Source organism: Paenibacillus sp. RC67, from assembly GCF_030020805.1.
Lineage (GTDB): Bacteria > Bacillota > Bacilli > Paenibacillales > NBRC-103111 > Paenibacillus_S.
In genome coordinates this window covers 2,525,829-2,544,252 of sequence record NZ_CP125098.1, presented here as the reverse complement: position 1 = coordinate 2,544,252, position 18,424 = coordinate 2,525,829, and the positions used below count along the sequence as shown (strand labels likewise).

Sequence of the window (18,424 nt, the reverse complement as noted above, 5' to 3'; positions counted from 1 at the left end):
AGCTACCTCCGTCTGTTCTGAGATGTCATCGTCGGCTTTAACTTTTCTACGACTTCCCGCAGTGCATGACTGAATCGTTCAGCATCCTCGAGAGTCTGGCTTAATGAGTAGCTGAGTCGAATGCCATGCGCGGCCCTGGCATCGTCATATCCCATAGCATGAAGCACTCTGCTCGGCAATTCGGCTCCTGACGAACAAGCGGATCGGGTCGATACATAGATCTGATGCTGTTCTAAAGCATGAACCAGAACCTCTGACTTCATACCCGGAAATGAAAAATGGACGATATGAGGCGCCATATCCGCCGCGTTATCGGAGCCGCTCAGCTTTAATTCAGGAATAGCTCGAATTCCTTCCACAAACTGTTCACGCAGCTTGGATGTATGTTCAACGAATTGTTGGCGATGGTCGTAAGCAATCCGCACGGCCTTGGCCATCCCTACGACTGCCGGAACGTTTTCCGTACCAGATCGAACACCGGCCTCCTGTCCGCCGCCCCATAATAAGGGCCGCAGCTCCAGTCCTTGTCTGCAATAGAGGAAGCCGGTTCCTTTAGGACCTCGAAGCTTATGCGCTGAGCAGGAAAAAAGGTCGATCCGCTGTTTGCTAGGGTCTATCGGAAGCTTGCCGACCGCTTGGACAGCATCGACATGAAATATGACTTTGGGGTAGCTACGCAATAATTCTCCGATTTCCGTAATGGGCTGCATTCGTCCCATCTCATTATTAACCGCCATAATGCTGACAAGAATCGTATCGTCCGTTAGTGCCTGCTCCAGCTGATCCAGTTTAACACAACCTGTCTCATCGACAGGCAGGTAAGTAACCCGAAAACCCTGTTGTTCCAGCTGTTGGAACGTTTCATAGACAGACGCGTGCTCGATCACGCTCGTAATAATATGATTCCCACGATGACGATATTGGCTTACGGCACCTTGGATCGCCAAGTTATTACTTTCCGTCCCGCCGGAGGTAAACCGGATTTCCTCAGGAATCACATTCAAGCATTTTGCTATAACCGCACGGGCTTGGCTTACGAGCTGCTCTGCCTCCAGACCAAGCCGGTGCAAGGATGACGGATTACCAAAATGCTTCTTCATTACTTCTGCCATTGTATCTACGACTTCGTCATAAGGAGGCGTCGTAGCCGCATAATCCAGATACAGCATGTTATGTCCTCCTTATCATAAAAATAAGACCTAGCTTAAGCCCCTCTTCATACAGGACGCTTACAGTAGGTCTTGGTATAATGCCGCAGTTAAGCCTCATAATCACGCTGCAGTCTAAGCACCTTGCCCACGTAGCTTTGAGTTTCGGTTGGCAATAAATGCATCTTAGACTTCAGCTCTTGATCGTTCGTAATACCTAAACGGTCGATTCGTCCCGGACCCGCATTATAAGCGGCTAATGCTACACCACGGTTTCCATTATATTTCTGCAGCAAACCGGATAAGTATTGGGTTCCGCCCCCAATATTTTGGGCTGGATCAAATGGATTCGTTACGCCTAATCCTTTACTGGTGTTATCCATAAGCTGCATCAGTCCTTTGGCTCCTGAGCGGGAAACCGCTTGCGAGTTAAAGGAAGACTCCGTATCGATCACCGCTTTGACTAAGCTGGACTGAACTCCGTGTTTGCGGCTTGCGCTTTCGATTAATGACTCCAAATCACCGGTTTGGTTGACGGCATTAGGCTTTTGCATATACGCATATTGATTAGGTATTGCAGACGTATAACCTAAGGGCCGCATTGGGTTAAGCGAAGTGGCTGACATTGCTGTTCCGCCCGCTGCCGCTTGTTTATCATATGTCGCCGCCGATGAAGATAAGATGCTGTTCAGTATGTCGGAGAAGTCAGAATCGTCTCCCATTCCTGAAGCTGCACTGGATGATAATAAACTCGATCTGCTCAACATCTGCAGTTGAAGCAAATCCTTTAAAGCTCTAGGGTCAATGTTCATAATCGTTTTATGCTCCCTAATCCCAGATTCAAACCTTATTGTACACTGTTTTGGACCAGCCATCCAGTTCTTTTTGTACTATTTGTCAAAATTACAAGATCCAAGCCCGTGAATACAGAGACACTTCACCAAAATAAAAGCACAGGATATAATTATCCCGTGCTTGGTAATAGTTTGTATTCCTCTTGCTGAAGTTCATTGCTGCTAAGAGTACAAAGGGAGAAGCAAGAAATACCCTGCCAAAGAAATAAGTCCGAGAATGACGGACCATACTCCCAAGGCCTTCATTCCCTTCATGTAGGAAATGCCCCCGAGCACGATAGCAGCTGATCCGAATAGGGTCGGAAACATGAACATCGATAAGACTGATACGGCCAAGGCTGTGTAGCCAAGCCAGCGGCTCTTGTCTTGTGTTCGTTCCCCATCCGTTGCTGACTCCATACGCAGCTTCGTCGACTCTCTTACGTTCACCGGAGCCTGAATAGAGGGTCCGAATGTAGACGCAATCTCAGCTGCGTATTCATCCGAGTCGTACAAGCCCGATTGTTTATGCAGCCGCTCCTTGTCATGCCGGGACTTTGCAGCAGCTTGCGATCTTGCCCGCCCCCGCTTCCTATGGTCACTCATAGGTCATACCTCCCGATCATGCTGAACTATTTCTTCTTCGGCTCGAACGTATGACAACAGGTGTTGCGAACGCTGCTTGCTTGGTCTTGGTGATCTTCGAAGTCGTTGGCAAATTCGGAATCAAAGCTTGCCTGTGCGTGTTGGTCAATATCAATCATGATGGATTTAGCTGCACATTGGTTTCCTTCTGCCCAGAAATTACAGTTGGAAACACTGCATTTTACGTCTGGCATGATTATCACCCCCTCCTCAATGTGCCCGAAAAGGGGGAGTCGCTATACTAAGCGTATAGCTGGGAATATAGCACAAGGTACATCGCATGCGACCAAAGCAGCGGAGAAGCCGGAGTTCCCCATCGTTCAACCCATTGCTTATAAGCCTCGGAGGGTGGCAATGTATGCGGAACTTGTTCCGGTAATCTGCCTAGCCTGTCAGCTTGATGATTAATCCAATCCAGCGCTTGATCGGCTTGTTCCCTCTGGCCTGCCTTATAATGGATCCAGCCTAGCCAAGCCGTCAACAGTATCCATTCTCCGCCGCCATAATATTCATCCCCAACATATCTGCGTACGCCGCCAGCATCTGATTGCAGATCGGCTTTAATCTTATTTAAAGTAGCGGACATCAACGGATGATCTGCTGCGAAAACTTGAAACGGTTCACATAGCCACATCAAGTTGGCATCAACACCATCAAAGCTGATTTCAAACTGTCCACCCGCAGCAGGACGAATGCTTTTGACGAAAGTACCCGTATCGGCATGAACACAGTGTTCTAACAGAAACCTTTTGATTTGCCCTGCGACTTCATCCATCTCCACATCATTAACATAAGCACGAATGGAGGTTAAACCTCCATAAATGCATGCAAGCGTCGAAGGATGGAGCTGATCGTTGCGCTCTTCCCAGCAATCAAAATTAGGTTGCTGCCAAAAAGCGCATAAATAACGTATCGTTAGCTCTACACTTACTCGAAATGATTCCGGCATGGACGTTTGTCCAGACTTTTTCCAATGCTCCACCAAGCCCCAGAGCCAAGCTCCATAACCATCCAATTGAAAATGTCCCCACTCTGAGTGATCATCGTCCCGGCCATCCAGATGGTACCTTGTATGCAGAAACTCATTTTGAGCTATGTATTCGCCTTTTTGATGCTTCTCCAGCAACAAATCGACATGCTCCTTCTGCCGCGCCAGCACCAGATTCACCCATTGGTGAAAATCTTCAGAGCTTACTGTATCCCCCGCAACATCCATGGAATAAGCAATAAAACTGCCATCCCTGAGCCAGCTAAACGTATAATGGGAAAATAAAGGGCAAGCCACATAACTCCCGCTCGGATGTTGATTATATTGAATGACTTGTTTGCTTATCTGTGCCAACTGATGAATAGAAGTGGTCTGACTCATATCGATACCCCTTTCTAAACAAAAAGAGATGCGTTCTCAGCATCTCTAGTAAGTATTTCCATGTTGTACTATTTATACGCGCTCGCCTTGCATACGTTTTTGCGTAATATAATCAGTTTCGTAATAAGCCAGATCTTCACGAAGCGTTTCAAAGATTTTGGATAGCTCAATAGTCAAGTCACGAACAGCCCGAGTAGGTTTCTTACGGAAACGAATTGCATCTTGTCCTGTGTAAGCATAACGCCCATCCTCGGAGTAGCATTCATTTTTAGGATAGAAGAAATTGTTCACGCTGCCGTGATATACCTCGTACAGCACTTTCTCAGCATACTCTACGTTAAATGTAGGACGTCTCAAGCTGACTCCGAGCTTTTCGTACGCTACTTCGCTGAATACAAGAAGGTGACGAGTGTCGGACAGATAGCCCTTATAAAATTCCTCCATCGAAGAATCCATTTCAGAATTCAGCTGCTGCAGGGAATGTTCATTCAAGAATGTTTCCATTTTCGAAATGGCATCGCTAAGTTTGGATTTAGTTGTTTCACATAAATTTTTCACATTAAACATCGCCATAAGTCAAGACCTCCTGTATTTGAAACAAAACATGCTGGTAAATGATATACTTCTTCTCTTCATCGTACCACAAATTGTGGCTAAAAGTAATACGAAAAATAACTATTGGTAAAAATCCAAGGAGATGATTTCCGGTTGTAATAAAACATTCGGCGGGGACTCTAATCTTAACTTCAAGGAAAAGGAGTCAGTCCGATGTGGAAATATGCCTTGTCTTTTGCTTTATTGCTTGCTTTTGGTGCGCTCCTATTTCCCCGCAACGAAGGTGCACCCCGAATTGCAAGCTTATCTCCGGCTGAAGAAATAAAAATTAAACAAGCTACACTATCGCAGGATATGAAACTAACCGATGATTTGTGCCGTTCCCAGTGCAGTCTGGAGCTTCGGCGTGTCCTGAGCCAGACTGAGCAGCAATCTGGCGATACGAAGCAGAAAGGCTTGCAAAGCCTTCAACAGGAACACCCTCACATGTTGAAGCTTTATTGGGTCACAAAGTCCGAGCCATTGGATCGAAGCCTGCAGGCAGGACAAATGGACGATGCGCTTCGTGTGCTAGCCGAGCCTGAATTAGTAAAGGCCAAGCAGCAAACCGACCAAGGCAGCAGCTACCAATCTGCACCCTTCCAGTATAAAAGCGAGACGTATTTCGTTCTTGGAGTGCCTTCAAGCAACTCAGATTCAGCCATGCTCGGCGTTATCAAGCAAACCATATTGAAGCAGGTTGAAGACCATCAGCTAAAAAATTTACGTATTGTGACCTATCCTCCGGATAATCATTACAAAATTGAATCGGTGGATTCCAGAACGCTGAAGGATGTAAAGGTAAATCATCCAGAAGAAAACGAAGGCACGAGCCATTATCACGTCAATCAGGTTGTGGTCCGATTTAAGAACGAGCCATCTAATGCGGATTTAGTCAAGATAGAAAAAGATATCGGGACAACTCATTATCGAAAAGTAGGCTATACGTATGTCTTCGAATCCCGGAAAATGGAAGCCAAGCAACTGATGGACTACTTTAAGAACTGGGATGTTGCTTATGCAGAGCCTCATTTCTTGTATTTAACCAACAGCGCGGCTGTTGACGCGGTAACCGAAAACAGCTCACAAACCACAGATAACAATACCAATCAAGCGGTAATAAAGCCAAACGATGCCTTGTACCAGCGATATCAGTGGAATTTACCTATTATCGATACGGAATTAGGCTGGAGTATATCCAAAGGATCTCAGGATATCAAAGTGGCTATTGTCGATACCGGGGTGGATTTAAACCATCCGGATTTGAAAGACCAGTTGATCTCAGGATATAACGTTGTTAACAACAATGCGCCTCCAGCAGATGATGTCGGTCACGGTACTCATGTTGCCGGTATAGTCGGTGCTATCGTTAACAACAATCTCGGCGTAGCCGGAATGAGCTGGTATAACCGCATAATGCCAGTGAAAGTGCTCGATCAAAGCGGTGCAGGGAGCACTTATTCCGTCGCGCAAGGTATCATATGGGCCACAGATCACGGGGCCAAAGTCATCAATATGAGCCTTGGCAACTATGCCGAAGCAAACTTCCTTCATGATGCCATAAAATATGCATACGACCATGACGTCGTCTTGATTGCCGCAAGTGGTAATGATAATACGGCCACTCCTGGATTCCCTGCCGCTTATCCCGAAGTATTTGCTGTTGCTGCAACGGATGCCAATAAAAACAAGGCATCGTTCTCCAACTATGGTGATTATATCGACGTAGCGGCGCCAGGTGTAAGTATTGCAAGTACCTATCCGCATAATCAGTATGCCGCTCTGTCGGGTACTTCCATGGCAAGTCCGCATGTGACTGCGCTCGCCGCCTTGATTCGTTCAGTCAATCCGCAATTGAAGAACACGGAAGTCATGCAAATTATGCGCGACACGGCACAAGATATTGGCCCCAAAGGAAAAGATCCGTATTACGGAAACGGTTTGATTGATGTCGTAGCTGCACTGAAAAAAGCTCAGAGTGCAAAAAATCCGCAAACCATGCAAAGTCCGCAAACACAAACAGAAGCTACTCCAGCAGCCCCCGCTAGATCAGATTGGGCTCAGAGACTTCTGGAACGTCTTGGATGGAAATAATCTAAACCATCTATACAGCACAAAAACCGCCTGCAAGGGCGGTTTTTCTTCGGTTCCAGGAAAGCTTGCCGTAAGCCGGGTTCTGTACTTCCAGTGGTCATAACGGGTACCACCCTCCCACCGTTGAAGCGACAATCATCTATCTAGGCCAAGCATTGCTGCTCAGCTCAAGCGACCAACCCGAACGCGTCCCGGGCAAGGACTGTCTCCGAAAAGACATGCGTTCCTCTAGGTCTTGCTCCAAATGGGGTTTACCAGGACATATGTCACCATATCTCCTCGTGGTCTCTTACACCACGGTTCCACCCTTACCTGTGCGGAAGGACAAGCCTCCCGCCATCGGCGGTCCATTTCTGTGGCACTAGCCTTCAGCTCGCGCTGACTGGACGTTATCCAGCATCCCGCCCTGCGGAGCCCGGACTTTCCTCTCGTGATTTCTCACCAGCGATTGTCTGTCAAGCTTTCCTGATGTGCATTTGCTAGTATACAGCGATTTCGAATAAAAAACAACCGTTCCGTTGTTTCCAGATGTACCATTTTGCAAAATGGTTGCCAAAAGCTCCATAGAGAACGGCTGTGCCAGTTCCAAACATTTAAATTCTACATGAATTTGAATGGCTCTGTGTCAATTTCCGATGCGAATACTTGCGTATCCGACTTCTTCTCTTCCAGCTTCTTACGCAAATAGCCGGCAACACCTTGTTTCATGATTTTCTCTACGTTGTGACCTGGATCAATGAGAGCAAGACCTGCCGCCAAGGCATCGTGTGCGGTATGGTAATCAATGTCACCAGTAATTAATACATCGGCTCCCGCGAACAACGCATGACGCACATAGCGGCTACCCGAGCCTCCGAGTACGGCAATTTTACGGACGGAACGATCTGGATCGCCAACCAGCCGCACTGCAGGAACGTCATACGCTTGCTTTACCTGTTCACAAAGCTGCTGAAGCGTTACGGAGTCACTTAACTTGCCAACCCGTCCTAGACCGAAGGTACGGCCTTTTAAATCCAGTTGGTAAAGATCGTAAGCGACTTCCTCATATGGATGTGCTTTCAGCATCGCTTGGATAGCTCTGCGCTCAATACTTTGTGGAATAATGGTCTCCAGACGCACTTCACGTACTTCCTCCAGCTTTCCCTGCTTGCCGATAAACGGCTCGCTGCCCGCTTCCGGAACAAAAGTTCCCGTTCCCTGGATATTAAAGCTGCAATGGCTGTATTGCCCTATCCAACCAGCACCCGCCTGGAACAGAGCTTGCCGCACTTTATCCAGATGATCCTCAGGAATAAATACGACGAGCTTTTTCAGTTTATCCGTGTGAATATCCTCTAATGGTGACAGGCTCTTCAGACCAAGCGCATCGGCCATTAAATCGTTAACCCCGCCTTCAGCCACATCCAAATTGGTGTGAGCAATATACACAGCAATGTCGTTCTTGATCAGCTTCTCATAAAGCCTGCCTGCTGGTGAATCCGTTTGAAGATGAGCTAAAGGCCTAAATATAATGGCATGATGGGCAATAATCAAATTAGCCTTTAAGCGGATCGCTTCATCAACAACCTCATCCGTTACATCCAAGGCAACAAGAACATTGGTTACTTCTTTATTCAAAGTCCCCAACTGCAGTCCTATCTTGTCATCCGGCACGGCATAATGTTTGGGCGCCATTTCTTCCATCATTTGAATGATGTTCTGTCCTTTTGCAAACAAGCCATAACCTCCTTGATCCGATTCATTTCTTGTTCAAGCTCCTGTTCTTTCACACGCGATTCAGGTGATTCGGATAAAGACAGCTGACGACGGATCATATCCAGCTTTCCTAGCTCCAGCTCCCACTTTTGGAACCATACCGTCGATGGATTTTGCAGTAAATAAGGTCCCATTTTTAAGAGCTGCTCACGATCCACGGTAAGCTCTTGATCCATAGTTCGTGGTTGGTACAGCTGCTCATTATCGATCGAAGCTTCTCCGGACGGGACGGAAACAAGAATTTCATATATTTTGCCGTCTTCCTCCAGAATGAACTCTTCTGTCAATGTCCAACCGTTCTCCAACAACCAGCTGCGTACGTTATATTCGCCTACGTTGGGCTGCATAATGAGCCGCTTTACACCAGCAAGCTTAGGAGAGCCACTCTCCAATATACTTGCAATCAGCGCACCGCCCATGCCTGCTATGGTAATAACCTCTACTTCACCAGGTTCAATAACCGCCAGTCCATCCCCGAGACGAACATCGACGATCTCCCCTAGCTGAGAGCCGCGAATTTGCTTCGATGCAGCCTGGAAAGGGCCAGCATTCACTTCCCCCGCTATTCCTTTCCTGATACGGCCTTGCAGCGCCATATAGCTTGGAAGCAGCGCATGGTCCGATCCGATATCTGCAAGAGTACTTCCTGCTGGTACTTGTTTTGCTATCAATTCAAGTCGTTTTGACAATTTTAACATATTAAGCTACCCACTCAGTCCATTTTTTTCTAAAAGTAAACAGCAAGCTCGCCTCTATAAATATTTTACCCACTAACGCCAGTTGAACCGCTTGCGCACCATACTGCTCGGAATAAAGCATACCATACAGTTCAGGCATAAACCAAACGATGCAGCTTAGCATAAGAAACACTGTGCTTGTTTGCTTCGATTTTTCATGCAAAATCCATCCGAGCCAACCGAATAATAAACTAAGCGGTACCCAGCTTAATTCTAGCGTAACCCAATTGATGGAATCCAGTTTATAATGGAGCAGCCAACCGTAGCAAAATACGAGCACAACCCATCCGCACAGCTGGAACAGAATGAATCTTGATAAAAGCCCAGTTAACAACCATACCAGACTGCATAGAACGACAAAGCCGACAACAAGCACCGAATCGTAAATATGATATAGTCTGAATAAATAAACCCCTATAAAAAGTAAAAAAAGCGAGGCCATACCAAACAGCATTTGTGCTCTCAGAGGTTCATTCATTCTCTTCAAGCTTCCTAGCGCATAACAAACAAATAAAAATAATAAAGACACCCCAATTTGCATTGGTAAATTAAAAGCGGTAAAATTAAGAGCAGTTAAAGAAATAACGGCAATAAGGCCGAAGATAAGAACCCATATTTTCCAATTACTGTTTTTTATAGCTGCTGGAGTTATTCCAAGGAAAGAGACTTTGCCTTGACTGGACCTATCTTCCAAATAAATGTTTAATAAAAAATCACAGTAATGCTCAGGAAGCAGCTTGCTCTTTCGCCATTGTTCGATTTCTCTAATAATTATTTTTCGTTTGTCATCCATCGGTTTCGGTTCACCTCTTCAAAGCGATATATCTTCAATGGTTTCATGTTCATTTTATCGGTTGAGGTGAAACAAAAAATTAGACCTGACTGCAACGAGTGCAGAAAGGTCGTAAGGGTCAAGGCACTATTCAAGAAAATCTTTCAAACGTTTGCTGCGGCTAGGATGTCTCAGCTTACGCAGCGCCTTTGCTTCAATTTGGCGGATCCGTTCACGAGTAACGCCGAACACTTTACCGACTTCTTCCAGTGTACGGGTACGTCCGTCATCCAATCCGAAACGAAGCCGGAGCACGTTCTCCTCACGTTCGGTTAATGTGTCGAGCACATCCTCGAGTTGTTCCTTCAACAGCTCGTAAGCTGCCGCGTCTGCAGGAGCCAACGCCTCTTGATCCTCGATAAAATCACCCAGGTGTGAATCGTCTTCTTCCCCAATCGGTGTTTCCAACGATACAGGTTCCTGCGCAATCTTCATAATTTCACGAACTTTGTCCGTGCTCAAATCCATTTCCTTAGCGATTTCTTCAGGCATAGGTTCACGACCCAGCTCTTGAAGAAGCTGACGGGATACACGAATCAGCTTATTAATCGTTTCAACCATATGCACTGGAATCCGAATCGTTCTCGCTTGGTCCGCAATTGCGCGGGTAATCGCTTGACGAATCCACCATGTAGCATACGTACTGAACTTAAAGCCTTTATCGTGATCAAATTTCTCAACGGCTTTAATCAAGCCCATATTGCCTTCTTGGATTAAGTCGAGGAACAGCATTCCTCGTCCAACGTATCTTTTGGCGATGCTGACAACGAGACGCAAGTTCGCTTCTGCCAAGCGGCGCTTTGCTTCCTCATCCCCTAATTCGATACGTTTGGCCAGATCAACTTCATCTTCAGCTGACAACAGAGGAACTCTTCCGATTTCCTTCAAATACATACGCACCGGATCGTTAATTTTGATACCCGGCGGCAGCGACAAATCATCATCAAAATTGAAATCGTCGTGGTCTTGACCCGGGCCATGCTCATTATCTTCATCCGATTCGTTTCCTACATCGATCCCCATCTCGGAAAGCTGCTCGAAAAATTCATCGATTTGCTCAGGATCCTGATCAAAGGGAGCCAGCTTCTCCATAATATCTTTGTAGGTTAAAGAGGAACGCTTCTTGCCGTGCTCAATCAGCTGCTCCTTGACTTGCTCTAACGTCAACTCAGTCTCTATCTCCGTATGTTGATCGTTCGCCATAATCCAACTCCCTCCTCCCTAGAGACATCTTCCGCGTATATGCTTAAGATGATTTCAATTGCTTTTCTAGGGATATAATCTCAATACCTATTTGTGCAGCCCGTATAATGTCCCCTGAACGTTCTGCGCGAATCATTTCTTCTCTTTTTCGCTTGATTAATTGCTGCTGCGGATATTTTTTTATTTCTCGGATGTAATCATCGATGACTTGATCGTTGACCCCGTGAGAATTGCCCATCATCGCTATAGAACTGGCCAAATTCTCCAGTTCTGCTTCTTGAAGCATAGCAATAAAGCTGCTCGCATTCGGCTCATACCCTTGTGCAAAATAGGCGTACAAATAAGCAGCCAATGCCGCGTGAGCATCTACGTTGAACTGGTCTCCTAGCACCTTTTCTACGTAATGCGTCACTTCCCGATCGTACATCATGATAGCCAAGAGCTGACGCTCCGCATTATGATAAGCAAGATATAATGAGGGATTTTGCTGCCGAGGTGTTCCGTCATTCATAACATTATTCCACGGTTTATCTTTATTATCCCCGAACTTGTTGTTTTTTTCCGCTTGGAGTCGAATTTCGTTCAAGGATTGTAAAGCTGATTCATAAGAATAATTGAATTCGGAAGACAGCTCCCTTACATAATGCTCTCTTTCGATAGGTGAAGGAATGTCAGCAATAATTTTGAGTGCTTGCTGAATATAGCGTAGCTTTTCTCCATCCTCCTGCAGTTTGAAATTTTTGCGAAAATAAAGAAGTTTATATTTGATCGACGGTACGGCAGCTTCAATCACTTCACGTACAAATCGTTCAGAACCGTTGCTAGTAATGTATTCGTCAGGATCCTGCCCGTTTGGGATTATCGCAACCTTGACGAGCAAGCCAGCTTTCTCCAAGATCGGAATGCTTTTGAACGCTGCGGCTTGGCCAGCTGAATCACCATCGTAGGCTACTATAACCTGATCCGCTTGCTTACGGATGATCTCCGCATGTTCTCCTGTCAAAGCCGTACCCATTGTAGCAACACCGTTGACGACACCGGCTTCCCAAGCCTTGATGACGTCCATATAGCCTTCGAACAAAACCAACTGCTGCTGCTTTCGAATATTAGGCCTAGCCAAATGCATATTATAGAGGCTTCGGCTTTTGTAAAACAATATCGATTCCGGGCTGTTCAAATATTTGGGCTGCGCATCGCCCATGGCTCTACCGGCAAAAGCGATAACATGCCCTTTCCAATCGTGAATGGGGAAGATGATTCGGTCACGGAACTTATCAAAGTATCCTTGGCTATCCTGCCTTGCCGAAATCAGACCTCCCTTTTCCATTAATGGCAAAGAGAATTGCCGCCGCTCCAGCAGCTGTGTCAGCGTATCCCAAGAAGTGGGAGCATAGCCGATTCCGAACGTTTCTATCTGCTTATCGTTCAGACCCCGTGATCGTAAATATTGCATGGCCTGTTTACCCTGCTCAGTATTTTTCAAAATGTACTGATACAATTTACCGGCGAGCTCGTAGGCCTCAAGCAGCTTTGTTTTCTCCGGATTTTGTTGGGGACGTTGATCCGCCTGCGCGTCAATGCCGATATCCAGATTGGCTTCTTTGGCCAATTGGCTTACCGCCTCCGCAAAGGAATACCCCTCCATAGCCATCAAAAATTGGATGACACCGCCTCCGGCTCCACAGCCGAAGCAATGATAAATTTGCTTTTCAGGTGTAACGGTAAAAGACGGCGTTTTCTCCGAATGAAATGGACAGAGTCCTTTCATGTAGTGCCCTTGCTTGCTTAAATGCACATAACGGCCTACGACATCCACAACATCATGATGCTTGAGGACTGCTTCAATGATTTCTTCAGGAATGCGTCCGTTACTCATCCTATCCACCTTCAATCAAATTAACACGTAATACTATTCGCTATAGCTTGCGAATCTCCTGCAAACCCTGCAAAACTTTTGTCAAAGAATGTAGAAAAAAATGTCGATCCTCGTCGGTAATCGGTTTCGGTCCTTTGGAATGCTTCCCACCGCGTCGTTGCTTTGCCTGTTCATGCCTTCGGTCCAATAAAAAATCAATCGTTCGGTCAATGTACTGCTGTCCTCGATTTGATAATGCTAAAGCCTTTTTACCCAAAGCAATAGCAGCTAAACCAAAGTCCTGTGTAATTAGAATATCACCAGGGGCTATTCGGTTCGCTATGTACAAATCTACGGATTGATCGGAACGATCGACTTGAACGATCTGCACTCCTTCCATAGGAGCGAGACGATGATCGAAGGAAGCGACCATCATGACTTCGACGTCAAACTGCTTGGCGGCTTTGACGATTTCCGACTTAACCGGACAAGCATCGGCATCCACTAAAATCTTAAATGGCATAGTCAAGTCCCACCGAATTCCTACTGAAGTACCACCGTAATATTATATACGATGAATAAACAAAAAATCCTGCACGCTTTCGCGAAAAAATGACTACCTTCCTTGAAACAATTCGATAATCAAACTTGCGGTTTCTTCAACCGCTTTATTGGAAACGTCGATAATTGTGCAATCGAGTCGTTTCATAATATTATTCGCATAATCGAGTTCCTTATTAATTCTTTCCACATTGGCATAGGTCGCGTTTTGCGGAAGACCCAGCATTTTCAAGCGCTCCGAACGGATCACGTTCAATTTCTCCGGATCGATGCGGAGTCCGACGATTTTTTTCTTTGATACCGTGAACAATTGCTCTGGAGGCTGAATCTCAGGAACGAGAGGTACGTTAGCGACTTTGAACTTTTTGTGCGCAAGATACATCGACAGCGGGGTTTTCGACGTTCTCGATACTCCGACCAACACGATATCCGCTTGAAGAACACCGCTAAAGTCTCTTCCATCGTCATATTTTACAGCAAACTCAACCGCCTCGACCTTTTTGAAATAATCTTCATCCAACGGGTGAATCATCCCGGGCTGATGTCGGGATTCCTGCTGCAGTTTTTTCTCCAGAGAACCAATGATAGGACCGAGCAAATCAATGTAAGGCAGCTGATACCGAATCGCCTGCTCAACCAAATAATCGCGTAATTCAGGAATAACAAGAGTAAATACAATAATGCCGTCTCTTTGCTTCGCGGTTTGAACGAGTTTATCGATTCCCACCGTGTTCTCCAAAAAAGGCACGATGCGCATATCCACCTGCTGGGGATAAAACTGCACCATAGCCGCTCGTACCACCGCTTCCCCTGTCTCTCCCGCAGAGTCTGAGGCCACGTAGATGATAGGAATGGTTTGTTCCGCCATTACTGCACTGCACCTGCTTTCTTTAGACAAGCTACTAATAATACGTATGTACGGTATAAATGTTTCGTTTTATCGCTTAAACTCTAAAACGCAGCCTTTTTTATAAAAGAGGATCAGCCAAATACCCCTTCTAACAAAAAATTCCCGCCGATAAGCCTGTTATGGACTTGAGTCGGACGAGAAGTCGCCTTTAATGTTAATATATTATATTATCAAACGCGAATAAAAATGTCAAAGCATTAAACTCCGTATTTATCCATCTGCTCTAAGAAATTTCGGGATTTTAAGTTAAGACCGATATGAGCATCATAGTAAGCCCGCATCAGTTGTTTTAATGCTTCTTTCGTTTGTGGCTTCACATCAATTTCACCCAGCCGCCGAATATCCATGCGGGAAAATAAACGGATCAGCTTCCATGTTCCTGAACTCATGAGCATCGCCTGCGGGTCTTTACCTCTGCAGCGTTCGCATAAGATTCCGCCTAATCCAGCACTAAAGCGCATCTCACCCTCGGTCGACCTGCATGAGACGCAAGCATCAAGCTCTGGCTGATAGCCCGCCTGCATCCAAATCTTCATCTCATATATAAATCCGATAATTTGCATGTCTTTATCTGCTTCGATTCCAGTCAATGCGGCATTAAGCTGTTCAAACAAAAAAGCGTTAGCCTCCTGATCGGCCATCATCCGATCGGTGAGCTCCGCCATGTAGGAGGCATAAGCCGCTTTATGTAAGTCCTCCCGGATTCGATGATGGGAATCCAGGATTTCTGCATGATTCAAAGTTCCTAGCTGACCGGATCTAAAGAACAAATAATCACCGCTTGTGAAAAGCTGGGCGACGGAGGCATAGCGGCTTTTTACCTTTTTAGCCCCTCTCACTATAACGGCCACTTTTCCCATTTCACGTGTGAACAGGGTAATAATTTTGTTGCCTTCCCCATAATCCATACTGCGAATGACAATTCCTTGCACTCTGTACTGCATCGTCCGTCCTTCCCCCAAGCCAACGTAACACAGCTACTGTATCCCGTCCGTTATTTCCGTACTTGGATCCTCTTCCGGATAGTCTTCAGAGGCGTGCTGCTCATTGTCCATCTCTTTATAAAGCAGATAAGCATCTACATCACCGGTCATTGAAAAATACTTCCACGAAAAATCTCTCATGTGTATCAATCCCCTCTCCTAAGAGCTTTCCAAGGAACGCTTGCTTTGTAATCAAAGACTTTAGGATGGACAGTATCTGTGTACAAGATTAGATTGATACGAAATGACCGGAAGTATCCCAAGCAATAACTGGCATGAAAAGCTTATTCGTTACGGAAGCCCAGATCACGCAGAACTCTCTCCTGATTGCGCCAATCCTTCTTCACCTTAACCCAAAGCTCCAGGAAGGTTTTGGAACCAAGCAGCGCTTCAATATCCTGCCGCGCCTTTTGGCCGACTTCTTTAAGCAGGGCGCCCTTCTTACCAATAATAATACCTTTCTGCGAGTCTCTTTCCACGTAAATAACAGCATTAATATGAACAAGCCCGTTCGCTTCTACTTTCATATCCTCAATAGCTACTGCAATGGAGTGTGGAATTTCTTCCCGGGTTAGATGCAAAATCTTCTCTCGAATCAACTCGGCACATACAAACTGCTCCGGGTGATCAGTCACTTGATCGGCAGGATAATATTGCGGTCCTTCCGGTAAGTATTTAGTCACCTGCTCCAACAGGGTGTTGACGTTATTGCCCTTAATAGCCGAAATAGGCACAATCTCGGCAAAATCATACAAATCCTTGTATGCTGTAATCACCGGCAGCAGCTGCTCTGGCTGCACCTGATCGATTTTGTTCATAACTAGAATAACCGGTGTTTTGATTCTTTTGAGATTTTCAATAATGAAGCGGTCTCCTCCGCCCAAACCCTCTACCACATCGATTAAAAAAAGTACCGCATCCACTTCGCTCAGTGAGCTTTCCGCGGTTTTCATCATATAATCGCCAAGCTTGGATTGAGGCTTGTGAATACCCGGTGTATCCAAAAACACGATTTGCGAGTCGTTCGTCGTATAAACACCATGAATTTTATTTCTAGTTGTTTGCGGCTTGTCGGACATAATGGCGATCTTCTGTCCGATAACTTGATTCATCAAAGTGGACTTTCCCACATTGGGGCGGCCAATAATGGCGACAAAGCCGGATTTAAACGCTTTTTTACTGGATGTTGATGTCATTCGATTACTTTCCTCCATTAAGATCTTTCATAGTAAAAGCTCCCGGCAGCAATTCAGCTACGGTCGTTTCCTGAATATCTCCGCGCACATTGGCCATATAGACAGGCATGTCCGGAGGGCAAAGCTCAATCAACACTTGACGGCAGACGCCGCAAGGGGTAATGGGGGTCGGTGTATCTCCAATAACGGCTATCGCTTGAAAAGAACGCGGCGCCGCTCCGTCTGCAATAGCACGGAATAAGGCTGTTCTTTCGGCACAGTTTGTCGGGCCGTAAGCCGCATTTTCCACATTGCAGCCGAGGTGCACCTGCCCATTCCGATCTAACAGAGCACTTCCAACCTTAAAGTTAGAATAAGGCACATAAGCTTTATCCATCGCTTGCTTCGCTAGTGCAACCAGCGCCAGTCGATCCATCCATATCATCCCCGTGAGTTAAACTTAAATTATATATTCATCAAATAGTAGGCTAGCACAGAAACGAAGCCGCCAATAAGTGCTCCGAGCAAAAGAGAGGCAAAACCTCTGCTTCTCTTATCATATAATACCATCATAACCACAAAAGCAAGCAAATACGCGAGAAGAGCTATAAAAGTGACCGTTGCATAGCATGTAATAAATGTGGATATGGCAAAAGCCACAGCAGACAGCAGGCTTGGTTGAACTCTGCTTCCTTTTCTTGAAAATCGCGTCTCTACAACAATAACGGTCAGCATAACCAGACATAACAATATCCAGATCGAGCCAGCGGTTAATGTGTATCCCTGCGTGCTCTTTGCTTCTCGGAACAACCGGTCTATCGGTTCATAAAAAACGACCATGCCTACGATAGCGGCAAAAGCCGCAGACACCAGTACGGAGGCTGCGGCCACATCCTTGGCTATTTTGGCCAGCGGATGACGGTCCGGCATGGCAAGATCAACCGTTTTTTCTACCGCCGTGTTAATGAGCTCTGTTACAATCATTAGCGTCACGGCCAGTAAAATAAATAGCACTTCAAGCTTATGCAAATGGAAAAACAAGGCCATCAGCAAAACCACGAAAGCGGCAAAAAAATGAAACTTCATATTGCGCTGCGTAGATAAAGCGTATTTCACTCCCTCATACGCGAACCGAAAGCTTCTGTGCCACTTCACCTTCGGTCTCAACGGACAAGACCTGCCTGCTGCAAAATATGCTCCTGCTTACCAAACATTACTTTCTCTTCTTCTTCGCTCTGATGGTCATACCCGATAAGATGAAGGAATCCATGGACGAACAAAAATCCAAGCTCCCGTTCAACGGAATGTCCATAGTCCTCGCTTTGTGCGATGGCTCTAGGAACGGAAATGATGATGTCGCCCAGAGGTTCTTCAAACGGCTCCTCGTCCTCATCTTCTTCCTCAGTATCGCCCTCTTCTTCATCCAGGCGACTAACATCCTCAAGATCGCTTTCCGAGAAATCTTCCTCGTCGTAAATAATTTCGATCTCATCTTCGCCCATTTCCTGCATTGCAAAGGACAGCACATCCGTTGGTTTATCCAGGTTGCGATATTCCTTGTTTAGACGCTGAATTTCTGCATCATCAACAAAGGTTAGCGCCACCTCGCCATCGGTTACATTCTCAGACTTCCCGGCAAGCTCCAGCAGCTGACGAAGCTTCTCGATGAGCTCTTCCGAAATGTTATATTCATCTTGTTCGTTATTCCATTCCAATCGCAGACTCATACG

The 18,424-nt window shown here is 46.0% G+C and carries 20 protein-coding genes and 1 other RNA gene; 1 reads left to right on the top strand and 20 read right to left on the bottom strand.

Annotated elements, in window-relative coordinates; all coding sequences use genetic code 11:
- Positions 1–2 precede the first annotated feature (2 nt).
- From QMA13_RS11460 to QMA13_RS11435, 6 genes are all read right to left on the bottom strand, one after another.
- Positions 3–1,169: a cysteine desulfurase family protein gene (locus tag QMA13_RS11460; RefSeq protein ID WP_282941495.1), complete on the bottom strand. Its 1,167-nt coding sequence runs from the start codon at positions 1,167–1,169 to the stop codon at positions 3–5.
- 89 nt (positions 1,170–1,258) lie between these two features.
- Complete coding sequence (locus QMA13_RS11455) at positions 1,259–1,960, bottom strand: lytic transglycosylase domain-containing protein (protein WP_282941494.1); 702 nt, start codon at positions 1,958–1,960, stop codon at positions 1,259–1,261.
- A gap of 204 nt (positions 1,961–2,164) precedes the next feature.
- A complete protein-coding gene (locus QMA13_RS11450) occupies positions 2,165–2,587 on the bottom strand; it encodes a hypothetical protein (RefSeq protein ID WP_282941493.1) in 423 nt (140 codons plus the stop codon).
- 26 nt (positions 2,588–2,613) lie between these two features.
- Entirely contained in the window at positions 2,614–2,820 is a 207-nt protein-coding gene (locus QMA13_RS11445) for a DUF1540 domain-containing protein (RefSeq protein ID WP_282941492.1), read from the bottom strand.
- A gap of 47 nt (positions 2,821–2,867) precedes the next feature.
- On the bottom strand, positions 2,868–3,995 hold the full coding sequence (locus QMA13_RS11440) for a glycoside hydrolase family 15 protein (RefSeq protein WP_282941491.1): 1,128 nt from the start codon (positions 3,993–3,995) through the stop codon (positions 2,868–2,870).
- A gap of 72 nt (positions 3,996–4,067) precedes the next feature.
- The gene (locus tag QMA13_RS11435; protein WP_282941490.1) at positions 4,068–4,568 is read right to left on the bottom strand and encodes a YpuI family protein; all 501 of its coding nucleotides are present in this window, start codon (positions 4,566–4,568) and stop codon (positions 4,068–4,070) included.
- A 195-nt stretch (positions 4,569–4,763) separates the two neighbouring features.
- On the opposite strand from QMA13_RS11435, the gene QMA13_RS11430 reads away from it, so the two are divergent.
- Positions 4,764–6,683, top strand: coding sequence for a S8 family peptidase (locus QMA13_RS11430; RefSeq protein WP_282941489.1), 1,920 nt, complete (start codon positions 4,764–4,766; stop codon positions 6,681–6,683).
- Positions 6,684–6,739: 56 nt separating this feature from the next.
- Here QMA13_RS11430 and rnpB read toward each other — a convergent pair.
- From rnpB to ybeY, 14 genes are all read right to left on the bottom strand, one after another.
- Positions 6,740–7,147: RNase P RNA component class A (rnpB, locus tag QMA13_RS11425), an RNA gene on the bottom strand.
- A gap of 136 nt (positions 7,148–7,283) precedes the next feature.
- Positions 7,284–8,399 (bottom strand): Nif3-like dinuclear metal center hexameric protein, encoded by a 1,116-nt coding sequence (locus QMA13_RS11420; protein WP_282941488.1) that lies wholly within the window; start codon positions 8,397–8,399, stop codon positions 7,284–7,286.
- Positions 8,366–9,136, bottom strand: a complete 771-nt coding sequence (locus tag QMA13_RS11415; protein WP_282941487.1) for a tRNA (adenine(22)-N(1))-methyltransferase — start codon at positions 9,134–9,136, stop codon at positions 8,366–8,368. The genes QMA13_RS11420 and QMA13_RS11415 overlap by 34 nt, the downstream gene beginning before the upstream one ends.
- A 1-nt stretch (position 9,137) precedes the next feature.
- Entirely contained in the window at positions 9,138–9,968 is an 831-nt protein-coding gene (locus QMA13_RS11410) for a hypothetical protein (RefSeq protein ID WP_282941486.1), read from the bottom strand.
- Between the two features lie 126 nt (positions 9,969–10,094).
- Positions 10,095–11,210, bottom strand: coding sequence for an RNA polymerase sigma factor RpoD (gene rpoD / locus QMA13_RS11405; RefSeq protein WP_282941485.1), 1,116 nt, complete (start codon positions 11,208–11,210; stop codon positions 10,095–10,097).
- A 43-nt stretch (positions 11,211–11,253) separates the two neighbouring features.
- Entirely contained in the window at positions 11,254–13,086 is a 1,833-nt protein-coding gene (dnaG, locus tag QMA13_RS11400) for a DNA primase (protein ID WP_282941484.1), read from the bottom strand.
- Positions 13,087–13,126: 40 nt separating this feature from the next.
- The gene (locus tag QMA13_RS11395) at positions 13,127–13,588 is read right to left on the bottom strand and encodes a YaiI/YqxD family protein (protein WP_282941483.1); all 462 of its coding nucleotides are present in this window, start codon (positions 13,586–13,588) and stop codon (positions 13,127–13,129) included.
- 93 nt (positions 13,589–13,681) lie between these two features.
- Complete coding sequence (locus tag QMA13_RS11390) at positions 13,682–14,494, bottom strand: pyruvate, water dikinase regulatory protein (RefSeq protein ID WP_282941482.1); 813 nt, start codon at positions 14,492–14,494, stop codon at positions 13,682–13,684.
- A gap of 239 nt (positions 14,495–14,733) precedes the next feature.
- Positions 14,734–15,480, bottom strand: a complete 747-nt coding sequence (gene recO / locus QMA13_RS11385; RefSeq protein ID WP_282941481.1) for a DNA repair protein RecO — start codon at positions 15,478–15,480, stop codon at positions 14,734–14,736.
- Positions 15,481–15,513: 33 nt separating this feature from the next.
- On the bottom strand, positions 15,514–15,660 hold the full coding sequence (locus tag QMA13_RS11380) for a YqzL family protein (RefSeq protein WP_282941480.1): 147 nt from the start codon (positions 15,658–15,660) through the stop codon (positions 15,514–15,516).
- A 143-nt stretch (positions 15,661–15,803) separates the two neighbouring features.
- Positions 15,804–16,715, bottom strand: coding sequence for a GTPase Era (gene era / locus QMA13_RS11375; RefSeq protein ID WP_282941479.1), 912 nt, complete (start codon positions 16,713–16,715; stop codon positions 15,804–15,806).
- Positions 16,716–16,719: 4 nt separating this feature from the next.
- Positions 16,720–17,130, bottom strand: a complete 411-nt coding sequence (gene cdd / locus QMA13_RS11370) for a cytidine deaminase (protein WP_282941478.1) — start codon at positions 17,128–17,130, stop codon at positions 16,720–16,722.
- A 29-nt stretch (positions 17,131–17,159) separates the two neighbouring features.
- Positions 17,160–17,849: a diacylglycerol kinase gene (locus QMA13_RS11365; protein WP_282941477.1), complete on the bottom strand. Its 690-nt coding sequence runs from the start codon at positions 17,847–17,849 to the stop codon at positions 17,160–17,162.
- 8 nt (positions 17,850–17,857) lie between these two features.
- Entirely contained in the window at positions 17,858–18,421 is a 564-nt protein-coding gene (ybeY, locus tag QMA13_RS11360; RefSeq protein ID WP_282941476.1) for an rRNA maturation RNase YbeY, read from the bottom strand.
- Between the last annotated feature and the right edge of the window lie 3 nt (positions 18,422–18,424).

Bases quoted from the DNA above. Each gene is read 5' to 3' on its own strand.
- QMA13_RS11450 (WP_282941493.1), bottom strand. From the start codon at position 2,587: ATGAGTGACCATAGGAAGCGGGGGCGGGCAAGATCGCAAGCTGCTGCA.
- QMA13_RS11440 (WP_282941491.1), bottom strand. From the start codon at position 3,995: ATGAGTCAGACCACTTCTATTCATCAGTTGGCACAGATAAGCAAACAA.
- QMA13_RS11435 (WP_282941490.1), bottom strand. From the start codon at position 4,568: ATGGCGATGTTTAATGTGAAAAATTTATGTGAAACAACTAAATCCAAA.
- rpoD (WP_282941485.1), bottom strand. From the start codon at position 11,210: ATGGCGAACGATCAACATACGGAGATAGAGACTGAGTTGACGTTAGAG.
- recO (WP_282941481.1), bottom strand. From the start codon at position 15,480: ATGCAGTACAGAGTGCAAGGAATTGTCATTCGCAGTATGGATTATGGG.
- era (WP_282941479.1), bottom strand. From the start codon at position 16,715: ATGACATCAACATCCAGTAAAAAAGCGTTTAAATCCGGCTTTGTCGCC.
- QMA13_RS11445 (WP_282941492.1), bottom strand. From the start codon at position 2,820: ATGCCAGACGTAAAATGCAGTGTTTCCAACTGTAATTTCTGGGCAGAA.
- cdd (WP_282941478.1), bottom strand. From the start codon at position 17,130: ATGGATCGACTGGCGCTGGTTGCACTAGCGAAGCAAGCGATGGATAAA.
- QMA13_RS11430 (WP_282941489.1), top strand. From the start codon at position 4,764: ATGTGGAAATATGCCTTGTCTTTTGCTTTATTGCTTGCTTTTGGTGCG.
- QMA13_RS11380 (WP_282941480.1), bottom strand. From the start codon at position 15,660: ATGAGAGATTTTTCGTGGAAGTATTTTTCAATGACCGGTGATGTAGAT.
- QMA13_RS11415 (WP_282941487.1), bottom strand. From the start codon at position 9,136: ATGTTAAAATTGTCAAAACGACTTGAATTGATAGCAAAACAAGTACCA.
- QMA13_RS11390 (WP_282941482.1), bottom strand. From the start codon at position 14,494: ATGGCGGAACAAACCATTCCTATCATCTACGTGGCCTCAGACTCTGCG.
- ybeY (WP_282941476.1), bottom strand. From the start codon at position 18,421: ATGAGTCTGCGATTGGAATGGAATAACGAACAAGATGAATATAACATT.
- QMA13_RS11395 (WP_282941483.1), bottom strand. From the start codon at position 13,588: ATGCCATTTAAGATTTTAGTGGATGCCGATGCTTGTCCGGTTAAGTCG.
- dnaG (WP_282941484.1), bottom strand. From the start codon at position 13,086: ATGAGTAACGGACGCATTCCTGAAGAAATCATTGAAGCAGTCCTCAAG.
- QMA13_RS11460 (WP_282941495.1), bottom strand. From the start codon at position 1,169: ATGCTGTATCTGGATTATGCGGCTACGACGCCTCCTTATGACGAAGTC.
- QMA13_RS11455 (WP_282941494.1), bottom strand. From the start codon at position 1,960: ATGAACATTGACCCTAGAGCTTTAAAGGATTTGCTTCAACTGCAGATG.
- QMA13_RS11410 (WP_282941486.1), bottom strand. From the start codon at position 9,968: ATGGATGACAAACGAAAAATAATTATTAGAGAAATCGAACAATGGCGA.